Here is a 14,004-nt window from a genome sequence, read left to right as displayed (position 1 = left end):
GACGCGTGGCGGCCGCCGCTTCGACTCGCGTGTCAAGACGTCGCATAGTGAGTGGCTGTCGCCGTCGATCAAAAGTGGTTCGGCTCGGTGACGGCCCCGGGATGTTCTCGCGGCCGACGCAGGGAATACGGGTGACCCCGCCCGGGACGGCCCTCACGACGTCTCGGTGTGGGGCGTCGCCGCCCCGGTTCTTAGCGTCAAATAGGCGAAGACGCCCAGCCCGCCGACCGTCGCGCCCGCCCCCCAGAACAACAACAGGAATCGGTAGCCTGCGACGGCACTGTCGAACGCGTTCTGGGCGACGCCGGTGAACACGACGGGACCGACGGTCTGTCCCAGCCAGAGCATGCTCGTCAGCACGCCGAGCATGCTTGCCCGGAGTTGGCCCGAGACGAGTCCGGCCGTCGTGGTGTCGAGCGAGGGCATCACGACGCCGAATCCGAGGCCGAAACAGACGAGCATCGCGCCGATGGCGACCGGTGATCCGGCGATCCGGACGCCGAGCAGGCTGACCCCGAAACCGACGAACCCAAGCGCGATGAGCTGTTTGACGGGGAGTACCTGCGACACCCGGCCGTACTGTGACGCCATGGTGGCGTTGGCCAGTGACACCATGCTGAACAGCAATCCGATCTCTCCGGCGGCGAGTCCGTAGACGTCGCTCAGAAGCAAGGATAGCGTCGTGAGGATGCCGCCGTAGAAGAGAAAGAAGGTGAAGAAGGCGGCGACCCACAGCCCGAGTGCCCGTGGTACGAGCGCCGCGGACGCGAGGCGCTCGACGTACGTGCGGAACGACGGTGGAGTATCGATCGACGGCTCGGTCAGCGAAAAGAGGGCGACGACCCCGACGACGAGGCTGATTCCGAAGAAGGCAAAGGGGACGTTCCAGCCGACAGAGGCGAGGGCACCGCCGATCAACGGGTACGTCGCCGCGCCGATACCGATCGCGCTCCCGTTGACGCCGATGACCGCGTGACGCTGTGCGCCGTCGTACAGGTCGCCGATGAGGGTGATCGCCAGCACCATCAGCCCGCTCGCACCGACCCCCTGCAGGAGGCGGAGGAGCAACACGACCTCGAAGGGCGGGGCGAAGCCGATCGCCGCGCCGGCCAGGCCGAACAGGAAGAGAAGCGGCAAGACGACGGGTCGCCGACCGAAGTGATCCGAGAGGAGGCCGATGAACGGCGTCAGAAACACGCCGGGGAGGGTGTAGGCCGTGATGATGAGGCCGGCCTGCGTATCGGAGATACCGAACACGCCCCGGAGTTCCGGCAGGATTGGACTGATGAGCGGGACGCCCATGACGCCGATGAGCGAACAGGCGAGCACCGTCTGGAAGGCGGCGGACGACCACGGGATCTCGATGCGCTGCTCTGAAGACATTCGCGCTCGCATCGTCCCGCGCCGTGATCAAAAACCCCCGTATCAGGTGCGTTATACTTCCGGCGTGGAGCCGCCGGCACCGTCACATCGGGGCGTACGGACGGTGGAGCGGGGCGGTCGGAGGGTGGCTGCCTGCGGGCGGCGCCGGCGAGCCGTCGCTGGGGGGGACGACGACCCGTCTCAACCCATCACACCGCCGGCGGTGACGTAGAAGTAGAGGACGAACGACGCCGCCAGAATCCACTGGGCGACGTGGACGGACCGGTAGTCGCCCCGGGCAACCTTGACGATGGGGTAGCTGATGATCCCCGCGGCGATACCGTTCGCGATCGAGGCCGTGAGCGGCATCATGACGATCGTCAACCCCGCCGGAACGAGCCAGTCGACGCTCTCCCACCGGATGTCGGTGACGCCCTGGAGCATGATGAGGCCGACCAGGACGAGTCCGAGATACGAGGCGTACGTCGGGATCGCAGCGACCACCGGGACGGCGACGAGCGACGCCAGAAACAGCAGCGCCACCACGAGGGCGGTCAGACCGGTCCGGCCACCCTCTTCGACGCCGGTCGAACTCTCGACGTAGGTGGTCACGGTCGTCGTGCCGACGATCGCGCCGAACGTGGTCGCGATGGCGTCGGCCATCAGGGGCCGTTCCATGTTGGGGAGGTTCCCGTCCTCGTCGAGGAAGTCGCCGAACTGCGAGACGCCGATCAGCGTGCCGGCGGTGTCGAAGAAGTCGACGAAAAAGAAGGTGAACACGACGATGGCAAAGGAGATCGGCTCGATGTTCCGGAAGCCGTCGAGGAACGCCCCGACCAGCGGCGTGATGTCGTATTGGAGCGGCGGGATGCTCTCCGGCGTGAGGACGCCCCCGCCGACGACGCCGGCGAAGGTCAACCCCCAGCCGGCGGCCGCCGTCGTCAGAATGCCGAGGATTATCGAGCCGGTGATCCCCTTGGCGTAGAGGAAGATGGTGAACCCGACCCCGGCCAGGGCAAGCAGGGCGACCGGATCGGAGGCGACGCTGCCGAGCGAAACGAGCGTCGCCTCGTCCGCGACGGCGACGTTGATCTCGATGAGGCCGAGCAGTAACAGGAACAGGCCGATCCCGGCGCCGATAGCGAACTTCACGGGATCGGGGAAGAACTCGATGATATACCGTCTCGCCCCGATCGACGACATCGCGATGAAGACGATCCCCTCGACGAACACCGCGGCGAACGCGGTCTGCCACGGGATTCCGAGCGCGAGCACCACGGTGAACGCGAAGTATGCGTTCAGCCCCATCCCGGGTGCGAGACCGAACGGTAGGTTCGCGTACAGCGCCATGACGATCGACCCGACGGCGGCGGCCAGGATGGTCGTGATGGCGAGCATCTGGAACACCTGGCCGTCGGAGTATCCCTCGATCGAGATGGCCGCCGACAGGATCGCGGGGTTCACGACGATTATGTACGACATCGTCAGGAACGTCGTGAGTCCGGCGACGAGTTCGGTTTTCAAGTCCGTGCCGTGTTCTTCGAACTCGAAGAACGACGCTACGCGTGACTGACTCTTGCTAGTGTCTGTCATCCATGGGTCAGTTTTCCACTATCCGGAAAAATTTTTCGGTTCGGATGAACGCCCTCGCCCGGCCGAGCGGTTCCGAACCAACGACTCACGGGGGTTAAGCGGGGGGTCACCTCCCTGACGCCACGAGACGCGCCGGTCGCACCGCTCTCAGGGTTTCCGTTTCCGGGCGGATCGCCGTGCCTCCTCCAAGTCCATGTCGAGGCCGACCTCCGACGCGTCCCGACGGACCGCCTCGGCGTCGATGGCGGTCACCTCACCATCTTCCTGCAGGACAGTGCCGTCCACCATCGTGAACTGGACGTCGTCGCCGTGGGCGGCAAAGACCAGATGCGAGAGCACGTCGTGTAGCGGCGTCGCCCGCGTGAGATCCGTACTGAGGCCCACGATGTCGGCGCGCCAGCCCTCCCGAATCGCGCCGAGCTCGTCGAACCCGGCGGCTTTCGCCCCGTTGATCGTCGCCATCTCGAATATCTCGCTCGCGGGGGTCGCGGTCGGGTCTAGTTGGTCGACCTTCTGCAGGAGACTCGCCTGGCGCATCTCCGTGAACGGGTCGAGCGTGTTGTTACACGGGGGGCCGTCGTTGCCGAGGGCGACGTTGATGCCGCGGTCGAGGTAGTCCCAGATCGGGGCGATGCCGCTGGCGAGTTTCATGTTCGAGGACGGACAGTGCGTGACGTGCGTGCCCGTCTCCGCGAGTACCTCGCGTTCGCTCTCGTCGGTCCACACGCAGTGTGCCAACACGACGTCCTCGCCGGTGAGGCCGACCTCGTCGAGCCAGTGGATGTTTCGCATCCCGGTGTCCTCCTCCACGGTCTCGATTTCGCTCCGGTTCTCGCTGGCGTGGGTGTGGATCCGGACCCCGTCGTACGCGTCGGCCAGTTCGCGAGCGCCGCGAAGGCACTCCTCGGAACAGGAGACGGCAAAGCGCGGCGTCACGGCGTAGCGGATGCGGTCGTCGAACGAGCCGTGGTACTGCCGGATGAGCCGTTCGGACTCGTCAAGGGCCTCTTGGGTGTCCTCGCGGAGGTCGTCGGGCGAGCGCTGGTCCATCAAGACCTTGCCGAGGACGCCGCGAATACCGATCTCGCCCGCCGCCTCGAAGGCCTCGTCCGCGTGAGCGACCGAGAGGTGATCGACACAGGTCGTCGTTCCGCTCTCGATCATCTCCAGGTATCCCAGCTTTGCCGCTATCTCCATCTCCGCCGCCGAGAGCGAGGCCTCCATCGGGAGGACGTAGTCGAACAGCCAGTCCAACAGTTCGGTATCGTCGGCGATCCCCCGACCGAGGCTCTGGACGGAGTGGATGTGCCCGCCGACGAGCCCCGGCAACAGGACGTCGTAGGAGTGGCGTTCGTGGTCGGCGTACCGTGGCGCGACCTCGGATCGCTCACCGACCGCCTCGATTCGTGACCCCGAAACGACGACCGCCCCGTCGTGGAACACCGTGTTCGCGTCCGCGACTACGGTCCCAGTCAGCAACATACATAACTCGAAAGCAGTCACGGAACAAAAGCGTTCTCCTGGCGGACGGCGTGGGCGGGTCGGCCATCCGGGCGACCGATCGCGAATCGGTTGGGCCGAGCGGTCGACACCCACGAAACGGGGACGGAACCCCGAGTGGAAGGCCGTGCAGGGGGACCCCCGTCCACCCCGCCGGGACTCAGTCGTCGACGGGTTCGGAGATGGGTGGGATGGTGTCCGTCCGATCGAACAGCGGACTGGATTCGCCGGGGACGAACGTGTTCAGCGCGAGCGCCACGAGGCCGGTGACGATGACCGGTTCGCCGAAGAACGTCTGTGCGCCGGCCGGCAGCCCGGAGAGTGCGTCCGGCACCGTCGCGACGCCGAGTCCGAGTCCGAGCGCCGTGGCGATGATGACCATGTTCCGACGGTTCATCTCGATGTTCAAAAACAGCAGCCGCATGCCACTGGCGGCCACCATGCCGACCATGATGAGGACGGCACCGCCGAAGACGGCGGAGGGGATGGTCGTCACGATCGCGCCGATCTTCGGGACGAGTCCGAGCACGATCAGGATCCCGCCGCCGATGCCGACGATGTGGCGGCTCATCACGCCCGTGAAGTTGATGATCCCGACGTTCTGGGAGAACGACGTCTGCGGGAAAGATCCGAAGACCGCTCCGAGGGCGCTGATGAACCCGTCGGCGAAGATGCCGCCGCGGAACTCTTTCTCGGTCGGGTTGCGCCCCTCGGCGGCGGTGATTCCGGACATGTCGCCGATGGTCTCCATCCCCGAAACCAGAAACAGGAACGCGAAGGTCAAAAGCGGGATGAACTCGAAGCTGAACCCGAACCGACCGGGCGTGGGGACCGCGATCCACGCCGCCTCGTAGAAGGGCGTGAAGTCGACGACGCCGAACGCGATGGCGACGACGTAGCCGACGCTGATCCCGATGATGACGCTCAACATCCGCCAGACTCCCTTCAAGAGCAGGTTGAACAGGACGGCGATCGACAGGACCAGTCCGGCGAGCCCGAGGTTCTGCATCGAGCCGAAGTTCTCGGCACCGACGCCGCCGGCGGCGTACTGGATGCCGACCGGGACGAGGTAGAGCCCGATGATGACGACGATGAGTCCCGTAACGAGCGGCGGGAAGAACGATTGGAGCCGTTTGAACTGCCAGCCCAACAGGAACGGAACGACGACCGCCGCCGCCACGATCGAGCCGAACACGACGTCGAGGCCCGAGTTGGCGCCGATCGACGACATCGCACCGACGAAGGCGAAACTCGTGCCCATGACGATCGGGAGTTTCGCGCCGACCGGGCCGACGGTGTAGGCCTGAACGACGGTCGCCACCCCGGCAAAGAGGATCACCATCTGAACCAGGAACGTCGTGTCCCCGGAGCCCAATCCCGCGGATCCCGCGACGATGAACGCGACGGCGGTCGACGGGACGATCATGACCGATACGTGTTGGAGAGCAAGCAGGAACGACTTCGCTAACGGCGGCTTCTCTTCGAGACCGTATGCGAGGTCTATTCCCTCGTCTGTGCTTCCAGGCATGTCTCGACATACCAATGCGACTTCTAATAATTAAAATCTTCTATCAAGACACTATTTTTCATCCTATCTTGGAACGAATTTTCGATCCACACGGCCGACGGACCGTCCGGGTGAGGGACCGGTAGTCGTGACTTCGACACCGTCGGCGTGCTCGGCGACGTCGGGTCGGCGTGGGGCCCCCGACACCGAACGGGAGTATCTATAAACCCGCCGCCGTGCAACCCGACGGTATGGCCGACACAAGCGAACACCCGTGGAGCGTGACGTCCGGTGAGCTACGGGGACAGCTACGACGCGAGTTGGAACGCGACGCCCGTAGCGTGGTCGTCACCGTGGCGGACGTCGAGGGCTCCGCGTACCGCCGTCCCGGCGCGAAGATGCTCGTCGGTGACGACGGAACGCCGGCCGGTGCGGTCACCGCCGGCTGTCTCGAGGAGCCGATCACGGAGCTATCGATGGCGGTACTCGATGCCGGCGAACCGCGACGGGAGACGTTCGACCTGCTGGAGGACGACGACGACACCTGGGGCATCGGCCTCGGCTGTAACGGACTGATCGACGTGCTGGTCGAACCACTCGACGCGAGCTGGCGAGCCCCGCTCGACCACCTCGAGGCCGGAACGCCGGTGACGGTACTGACGGTCATCGACTCGACGATACCCGACCTCCCCGTGGGTGCACGCGCCTACGTGGGCGAGGACGGTTCCGCTCGTGCGGTCGCGGATCGCGAGCCGATCCCGGAAGCGGTCCTCGACGGCGTGGATCCCACCGTCTCGTCGGTTCATGGCCGAGAGCGGGCGGCGACGGTCGACGTCGAGACGGAGCGGGGAACGGCGTCGGTACTCGTCGACGGGCTCGAACCCGTCCCGAAACTGCTGTTGGTCGGCAGTCAGCCGGATATCCATCCGGTCGCGCGCGTCGGCTCGGACGCCGGATTCGAGGTGATCGTACACTCGCCGCGCGGAGCGCGGGGACCGGCGGCGTTTCCGAACGCCGATCGCGTCGAAACCGGTCATCCATCGACGGTCGGTGAGAGCGTCGGGACCCCCGCGTCCACGTATGCGGTCGTGATGACCCACAACCTCGTCGACGACCGGATCGCCGTCGAGACACTCCTGTCCGAGACGACCGTTCCGTACGTGGGGTTGATGGGACCGCGCGACCGGTTCGACCGACTGCGGGACGACGCCGACGCGATCGTCGGCGAGGAACTCGACCGTCTCGCGACGCCGGTCGGTCTCGACCTCGGTGGCGGGGAACCCATCGAGATCGCACTCAGTATCGTGAGCGAGGCCCTCGCGGTGAGCAACGGCCGCGATGGCACGCGACTGAAACGCAGGGAGGGTCCGATCCACGGGCGACTCGGGACCGAACGGACGTAGCGTCGGCTCGACTTCTCGGGGACGTCGCCCCGTGGTCCCGTTCGAAAACGGCTCCGAGGCGGTCACCGCCGACCGGACGGCGTCGAGTCGTCGACTCGTTCCGGGGTCGGTGGACGGACGGCGACGGTCCAGGTCGCCGTTCAACTCCCCCGGTACGTCGTGTAACTACCGGGGGAGAGCAGCAAGGGTACGTGGTAATGTTCGGTCGGGTCGTCGATCAGGAACCGCACCGGCACCTCGTCGAGAAACGTCGAGGTCGTGGGACCCTCACGGTAGTACGCCCCGACGCCGAAGACGAGTTCGAACGTTCCGGCCTCGATTTCGTCGGCGTCGAGCAACGGCTCGTCGACCCGGCCGTCGTGGTTCGTCGTCGCCGACGCGACCTGCTCGCGGTCACCGTCGTCGAGTCGGTACAGCGTCACTCCGACGCCCTCCGCCGGTCCCTCGCGGTTCGTATCGAGTACGTGAGTGGTCAATCCGGCGGTCATGTCGTCCGTTCCTCCTCGAGGTCGCTGTGGTCCATCGAAAACCGCTGGAAGCCGGTCGGGCGGGGCGGTTCCCGGAGCACTTTCGCGTCACCCTCCAGGTCGTCTTTTCGCACGCCCAGCCACGTCTGGTTCCTAGACTCGAAGTTCACCTCGGCCAGCTGCGGGAAGCGTTCGAGGATCCGGAGCCCGATCTGATAGACGAGATCCTGGATCGAGTTGACGTCCTTCTCGTCGAAGACCACCTGAGCGATGTCCCGGACCTGTTCGGCCGGTACGTACTCCTCGGGGTCGTCTCCGAACGCGGCCTCGGGGTCGTCGTACGTCCAGAAGATGTCGAGGCCGATGTACAGCGTCCGGTTCTCCCGCTCCGGGAGCGTGGTGTACTCGTCCTGAACGTAGCCGACGAAGGAGTTGTCCTTCACCTTCACGAGTTCGATGCCGGTGACGCCGCTTTGCTGGTCCTCGATGACGACGTCGCCGTCCTCGCGTCTGAGGTAGTACTCGCCGTACGCCGATTCGTTGTCGGACACGCGGAAGACCAGATCGCTCGGCTCGAAGCCACCCTCACCGTCCGGAACGGGTCGCTCGTCGAACTGGAGTTCGTCGGCGGACATCCGGACCGCCTCCATCTGGTCGTAGGTGTCGAGGAACTCCGAGCCGACGTAATGGAGGAAGCCCTCGACGGTCGCACCCTCGTAATCACCGGCGTGGTGCAGGATGAAGTTCTTCATCGAGTCCGTCGCCACGACCTTCGTGTTGTCGCCGTCCCGGAACGAGGGGAGGAACTCCTCGCCCTCGACCTGGGCGCGCACTTCCATCCCGAAGAGCGTGTTCGGTTTGCCGGTGAACGTCGACTCGGGAATCTCGCGAAGCCCCGTCAACGGGGTCGCGTACGTCCGGTAGACGTTGACGTGTTTCTTTCCGTAGCTCATCGTCCGGTCGTCGGTGTCTCGTGGGTCGTCGGTCATGGGTTGTCGGTCGTGTCGCCGTCGGTCATCCCTGCTGCGTGCAGCGATCGCTATGCTCCGGACCGCAAAACCTGCCTCGGCGTAGTGCGACTGTCACCGTCTACCACCCAGGTTCATACGCTCGGTTAAATTCTTTTTGGAGTTTGGTTGTCATTTCCCGTCGTGAGCGGCCCCATCGCTACGGTTCCAAGCGTTCGTCGAGACGTAGGCGGGCGATGGTGTGAACCTCGTCGATGGCGGTCCGGAACTCCTCGGGTCGGGAGTGTTCGACCCGTTCCTCCATCGCCGCCCTGATGGCGTCGGGGGTCTCGTCCCGCACGGCCATGATGAACGGGAAGCCGAACTCGTCCCGATACCGCTCGTTCAGCCGCTGGAACGCCTCGTACTGTTCCGGAGTCAACCGATCGAGTCCGGCGGAGGCCTGTTCCTCGACTGAGGCGTCCGTCATCTCGGTTCGCTCTCCGAGGTCCGGATGTGCCCGCAGGAGTTCGAGTCGGCGCTCCCTGTCGGCGTCCTCGACGACCCGCTTCATCGTCCCGTGGAGGTCGTCGATCGATTCGAAGGGCCGGTCGGACCACGACCGCTCGGCCACCCACGGGGAGTGTTCGTACACGCTGCCCAGGAGGTCGACGAACGTCCCCCTGTCCGCCCGGTTCAATTCCTCGATCGTACGTTCGCTCATCGTCGTTCTCGGGTCGGATCGCTCCCCACTTAAATTCTCGTTCGCGTCCGGGAACGGCTCTCCCGACGACGTGGTGGCGTCGACGGGAGCGGAACAATCCTTAAGAGCGGGTGTCGAGTAGTCGGGGTCATGATCGGTACAGCGAACGGACCGAGATGGGTCGCCGGGCCGACGACGGTTCCCGCCCCTCGCGGGTGGCACTCGACCGGCGTCGAGGGGCGGGGTGAACAACGGTGGCTGTGATCGATACCGTCCTCGTCGGTGGGACGGTCGTCACCGCCGAGTCGACGTTCGAGGGTTCGGTCGCCATCGACGACGGAACCATCGTCGGCGTGGGCGACGAGGGCGCGTTTCCGGACGCCGAGGAACGGATCGACGTGGACGGGAACCTCGTTTTGCCGGGCGTGGTCGACCCACACACCCACCTCGCGGGCTACAACTCGGTCGACTCCTACGAGACCGGCACGGCGGCGGCCGCAGCCGGCGGCGTCACCAGCCTCCTGACCTTCGCGTGGCAGGGCTGGGACGACGGCGAGTGGAACGACGAGGGGACACTCGCCGGCGCCGTCGAACGGCACCGCGACGGGGCGGCACCGCTCGTCGACTGTGGCGTCCACCCGGTCATCACACGGGAGTCCCCGGCGGTGTTCGAGGAACTGCCGGCACTCGTCGACGCGGGCGTCACCTCGTTCAAACTCTTCACCACCGACGACATCCGACTCTCGAACGGATTTATCGGGGAGGTGTTCCGTCGACTCGCCGACCTCGGGGCAGTCGGGATGGTCCACACCGAGGATTACTCCGTCTGCGAGCGACGGACGGCGGCGGTGAAAGCCGAACCGGGTGGGGAGTCGACGGCGGCCTACCCGCGGTCACGCCCGGACTACGCGGAAGCGATGTCGGCCGGGTCCGTCGCCCGCCTCGCCGTCGCGGCCGACGCGAAGTACTACGGCGTCCACACCACGTCCGAAGCGGCGGCAGAGGCCATCGCCGCGGTGCGAGCCGACGGTTCGAACGTCCGTGCGGAGACGTGTACACACTACACCGCGCTCACGGAGGACGCGTACGAACGGCTCGGGAACCGGGCGATCATGGCCCCGCCGCTCCGCACCTCCCGGGACGTCGACGCCCTCTTCGACCGGCTCCACGACGGGACGCTCTCGGTCGTCTCGACCGACCACGTCCCCCTGCCCCGCGAACGGAAGGAGGGCGGACCGTGGTGGGAGAGCGCGTTCGGGATCAACAGCCTCCAGACGAGTCTTCCCGTGTTCCACGACGTGGCCGTCAACGAGCGTGGTCTCTCGTACTCCCATCTCGTCCGACTCATGTGTCGCAATCCGGCGCGGACGTTCGGCCTCCCGCGGAAGGGGCGGATCGAACCCGGTGCCGACGCCGACCTCGTCGTCTTCGATCCGGACGAGACGTACACCATCACGGCGGATCGGAACCACTCGAACGCGGACTACTCGGTGTACGAGGGACGGACGCTGACGGGCCGAGTGAAACGGACCTTCGTGCGGGGGACGCTCGTCGCCGACGACGGGGATATCGTCGCCGATCCCGGGCACGGCACGTTCCTGCGGCGTGAAGTGCCGGACTGGGGGTAGGGGGCGACGGAACTTTTATTCCGAACGCCGTCGTTGCGGCGGACGTGACGCAGTTAGAGTTCGACGTCGACGGCCAAGTGTTCGTAGCCGACCTGCTCGAGGACGAAGCGCCTCGATCGGTCGAAGCACTCCGGGATTTCCTCCCGCTCGAATCGGAACTGATGCACGTCCGCTGGAGTGGTCACGCGACGTGGATCAACATCGACGAAATCGACCTCCCGGAGATCCCACGCGAGAACCACACGGTCTACCCGTCGCGGGGTGACATCCTGCTCTATCCGGGCTATCGAAACGAACAGGAGATCCTCGTCCCCTGTGGTCCGACGTGTTTCAAGAGCCCCGCGGGCGAACTCGCCGGCAACCACGTCGCACGCCTCGACGCGTCGCGGGAGGAACTCCGCGAACTCGAAGAGGAGACGCTACGGACCGGCGCGAAGGACATCGTCGTCCGAGAGCGGTAGGCCGGTGACTCCCCGAACCACTCGGTGCGTGACGGCGAGAGCGGCGTGTGCGGCCGTGGAACGGACGACGCGCCGGTATATTAACATTGGAGCGTCAGCAAGGGGCGATAGAGCATGGGCAGCATGAAGTCCGTACACCAGCGTGTAAGCGAGGAGCGCCTCCGCGAGGATATCACGGCGAACGCGGAGTTCGGCGCCGTTCCGACGGACCAGGGTCACGGTCGAACCGTCCTGACCGGCACGGACGCGAACCGGCTGGCCCGGGAGTACCTGGTCGACCGACTCGACGCCGCCGGCCTCGACGTTCGCGTCGACGCCGTCGGCAACGTCACGGGACGGTGGGTGCCCGAGGGCGTCGATCCGACGGTGCGGGCGGTGGCGTGTGGAAGCCATCTCGACTCGGTCCCCGAGGGCGGCATCTTCGACGGCGTCCTCGGCGTCTACAGCGGACTGGAGGCCGTGCGAGCGCTGCAGGGGGCCGACGCCGACCTCGATCGACCGATCGAAGTCGTCTGCTTCACCGAGGAAGAGGGCGCGCGGTTCTCCAACGGCGTCCTCGGTTCGTCGGTGGCGAGCGGCAAGCGGAGCGTCGAAGACGCCCTCGCTCTCGAAGACGACGCCGGCGTGAGCCTCGAAGCGGCACTGTCCGACATCGGCTTTCGGGGGACCGGCCGCCTCGACGCGAGCGCGTGGGATTCGTGGCTCGAACTCCACGTCGAACAGGGGGAGCGCCTCCGGGACGCGGGCACGGCCGTCGGCATCGTCTCGGCGATAACGGGCACCATCCGGTGTGCGGTCGAGATCGAGGGCGAGGCGAACCACTCGGGATCGACGACCATGGCCGAGCGGACGGACGCCCTGACCGCCGCGAGCGAACTCGTCCTCGAGGTGGAGCGAGCGACGAACGACGTCGTCGCCGAGGAGGGCGAGACCGTCGTCGGAACGGTCGGGAGCCTCGACGTCTGGCCCAACGCCATCAACGTCGTCCCGGGTCGCGCGGAACTGGGGATTGACGTCCGGGACGTCGAGTACGGGTCGATGGAGCGAATCGTCGAACGCGTCCGGCGCTGCCTCTCGACGCTCGAAGCCGAGCGCGGCGTCGAGACGACGCTCGAACGGCCGTACGACATCGCACCGAGTGCGATGAGCGACCGGTGTACGGCTGCGCTTCGGGACGCGGCGGCCGCGACGGACGTCGATGCCTTGACCCTCCACTCGGGTGCGGGTCACGACACGATGCACGTCGCGAGCGTCACCGACGCGGGACTGCTGTTCGCGCCGTCACGGGGCGGGTTCTCCCACAGCCCCCGCGAGTGGACGGACTGGAGCAGTTGTGCGACGGCGACACGGGTGCTGACGGCCGGATTGGCGCGACTGGCGCGCGAATGAGGACCGACACCGAGCGACGCACGCGTTTGTCGCATGAAAACGCCCACGCAGGCCGGCCCCGCGTGCCGGTCAGCCCCGCGAATCGGTCCCGTGGGTCGCCATGTTGATGTTCACCTCGATGACGTTGGCCGCGCGCTGGACCTCCTCGGGGAGTTCCTCGTCGAACGCCTCGCCTTTCAACCGGCTAGTCGGCCCAGCGACGCTCAACGAACCGAGAACGTTGTCGTCGCGGTCGATGACCGGCGCCCCGACGGCACGGAGACCTTCTACTTCCTCCTCGTCGTTGTACGCGTAGCCCCGGTCGCGGACCGTGGTCAGTTCCTCGAGGAGTTCGTCCCGGTCAGTAATCGTGTTGGCCGTCCGTTCCGGGAGTCCGTGCAGATCCAGGATGTCCTCACGCTCGTCCTCGGGCAGGAACGCCAAAATCGCCTTCCCCGTCGCCGTGCAGTGGAGCTGATCGGGCCGCTGGAGTTTCTCGGTCTGGTAGCCGCTTCCGACGGCGTCGCTGCCGCGGACCTTGTAGAGATTGATCCCTTTGCCGTGCTCTTCGGTAAAGAGGTTCGCGTACTCGCCGGTCGACTCGGCCAGTTCCTCGACCTCTTCCCTCCCGTACCGGTACAGGAGGTTGCGGTTTCGGACGTACTCCCCGGAGAGCAACAACTGGAGGCCGAGTTCGTACTGGTCGCCTTTCTTGACCACGAACTCCTCCTGTCTGAGGGTGGTCAGGTAGTGGTACGCCGAACTCTTCGACATACCGAGGTGATCGGCCAACTCCGTGACTCCAGCGCCGTCCAGCGTCTCGAGGGCCTCGATGATCCGGGTCGTTCGCTCCACCGTTTTCAGCGTTCGCGGTGACGCCTCGGGATTCGAATCAGGTGGCATAGCTCCGTGTAGAATGGGACGTCACTTAATCGTTCACCTCTCGAAAACGGTCGAGCAACGACTCGGGACGACACGTCCGTTCGTTCACGCGTGAACACGTCCACGCCGCCCGATCGTCGTGTTCTGCATAGATCCGCAATCCCCCGTGACGGCACCGCGTTT

At 66.0% G+C, this 14,004-nt stretch carries 12 protein-coding genes; 4 read left to right on the top strand and 8 right to left on the bottom strand.

The features are described 5' to 3' along the window. Nucleotides 1-153: 153 nt before the first annotated feature. From NO364_RS07240 to NO364_RS07225, 4 genes are all read right to left on the bottom strand, one after another. On the bottom strand, nucleotides 154-1,383 hold the full coding sequence (locus NO364_RS07240; protein WP_257628929.1) for an MFS transporter: 1,230 nt from the start codon (nucleotides 1,381-1,383) through the stop codon (nucleotides 154-156). Nucleotides 1,384-1,563: 180 nt separating this feature from the next. Further along, complete coding sequence (locus NO364_RS07235; protein WP_257628928.1) at nucleotides 1,564-2,955, bottom strand: NCS2 family permease; 1,392 nt, start codon at nucleotides 2,953-2,955, stop codon at nucleotides 1,564-1,566. 147 nt (nucleotides 2,956-3,102) lie between these two features. Then, entirely contained in the window at nucleotides 3,103-4,437 is a 1,335-nt protein-coding gene (locus tag NO364_RS07230; protein ID WP_257628927.1) for a 5'-deoxyadenosine deaminase, read from the bottom strand. Between the two features lie 178 nt (nucleotides 4,438-4,615). Further along, complete coding sequence (locus NO364_RS07225; RefSeq protein ID WP_257628926.1) at nucleotides 4,616-5,983, bottom strand: uracil-xanthine permease family protein; 1,368 nt, start codon at nucleotides 5,981-5,983, stop codon at nucleotides 4,616-4,618. 230 nt (nucleotides 5,984-6,213) lie between these two features. On the opposite strand from NO364_RS07225, the gene NO364_RS07220 reads away from it, so the two are divergent. Beyond that, entirely contained in the window at nucleotides 6,214-7,365 is a 1,152-nt protein-coding gene (locus tag NO364_RS07220) for an XdhC family protein (protein ID WP_257628925.1), read from the top strand. Between the two features lie 140 nt (nucleotides 7,366-7,505). On the opposite strand, the gene uraH is transcribed toward NO364_RS07220, so the two are convergent. From uraH to uraD, 3 genes are all read right to left on the bottom strand, one after another. Continuing rightward, nucleotides 7,506-7,853 (bottom strand): hydroxyisourate hydrolase, encoded by a 348-nt coding sequence (uraH, locus tag NO364_RS07215; protein ID WP_257628924.1) that lies wholly within the window; start codon nucleotides 7,851-7,853, stop codon nucleotides 7,506-7,508. Next, nucleotides 7,850-8,821 (bottom strand): factor-independent urate hydroxylase, encoded by a 972-nt coding sequence (gene pucL / locus NO364_RS07210; RefSeq protein WP_257628923.1) that lies wholly within the window; start codon nucleotides 8,819-8,821, stop codon nucleotides 7,850-7,852. Before pucL ends, uraH begins: the two co-directional genes overlap by 4 nt. Before the next feature lie 178 nt (nucleotides 8,822-8,999). Continuing rightward, a complete protein-coding gene (uraD, locus tag NO364_RS07205) occupies nucleotides 9,000-9,503 on the bottom strand; it encodes a 2-oxo-4-hydroxy-4-carboxy-5-ureidoimidazoline decarboxylase (protein WP_257628922.1) in 504 nt (167 codons plus the stop codon). Nucleotides 9,504-9,736: 233 nt separating this feature from the next. Between uraD and NO364_RS07200 the strand changes: the two genes are divergently transcribed. The 3 genes from NO364_RS07200 (at nucleotide 9,737) to NO364_RS07190 (ending at nucleotide 12,960) form a co-directional block, all read left to right on the top strand. Further along, nucleotides 9,737-11,110, top strand: a complete 1,374-nt coding sequence (locus tag NO364_RS07200; RefSeq protein WP_257628921.1) for a dihydroorotase — start codon at nucleotides 9,737-9,739, stop codon at nucleotides 11,108-11,110. Nucleotides 11,111-11,154: 44 nt separating this feature from the next. Continuing rightward, nucleotides 11,155-11,571, top strand: coding sequence for a DUF3830 family protein (locus tag NO364_RS07195; protein ID WP_257628920.1), 417 nt, complete (start codon nucleotides 11,155-11,157; stop codon nucleotides 11,569-11,571). Between the two features lie 123 nt (nucleotides 11,572-11,694). After that, nucleotides 11,695-12,960 carry a Zn-dependent hydrolase gene (locus tag NO364_RS07190; RefSeq protein WP_257628919.1) on the top strand — a complete coding sequence of 422 codons (1,266 nt, stop codon included), beginning with the start codon at nucleotides 11,695-11,697 and terminating at the stop codon, nucleotides 12,958-12,960. A gap of 69 nt (nucleotides 12,961-13,029) precedes the next feature. On the opposite strand, the gene NO364_RS07185 is transcribed toward NO364_RS07190, so the two are convergent. Further along, on the bottom strand, nucleotides 13,030-13,842 hold the full coding sequence (locus tag NO364_RS07185) for an IclR family transcriptional regulator (RefSeq protein ID WP_257628918.1): 813 nt from the start codon (nucleotides 13,840-13,842) through the stop codon (nucleotides 13,030-13,032). Nucleotides 13,843-14,004 lie beyond the last annotated feature (162 nt).

Source organism: Haloplanus salinarum (genome assembly GCF_024498175.1).
Lineage (GTDB): Archaea > Halobacteriota > Halobacteria > Halobacteriales > Haloferacaceae > Haloplanus > Haloplanus salinarum.
The sequence above is the reverse complement of the archived record's forward strand: the minus strand, read 5'-3'. Positions and strand labels throughout refer to the sequence as shown.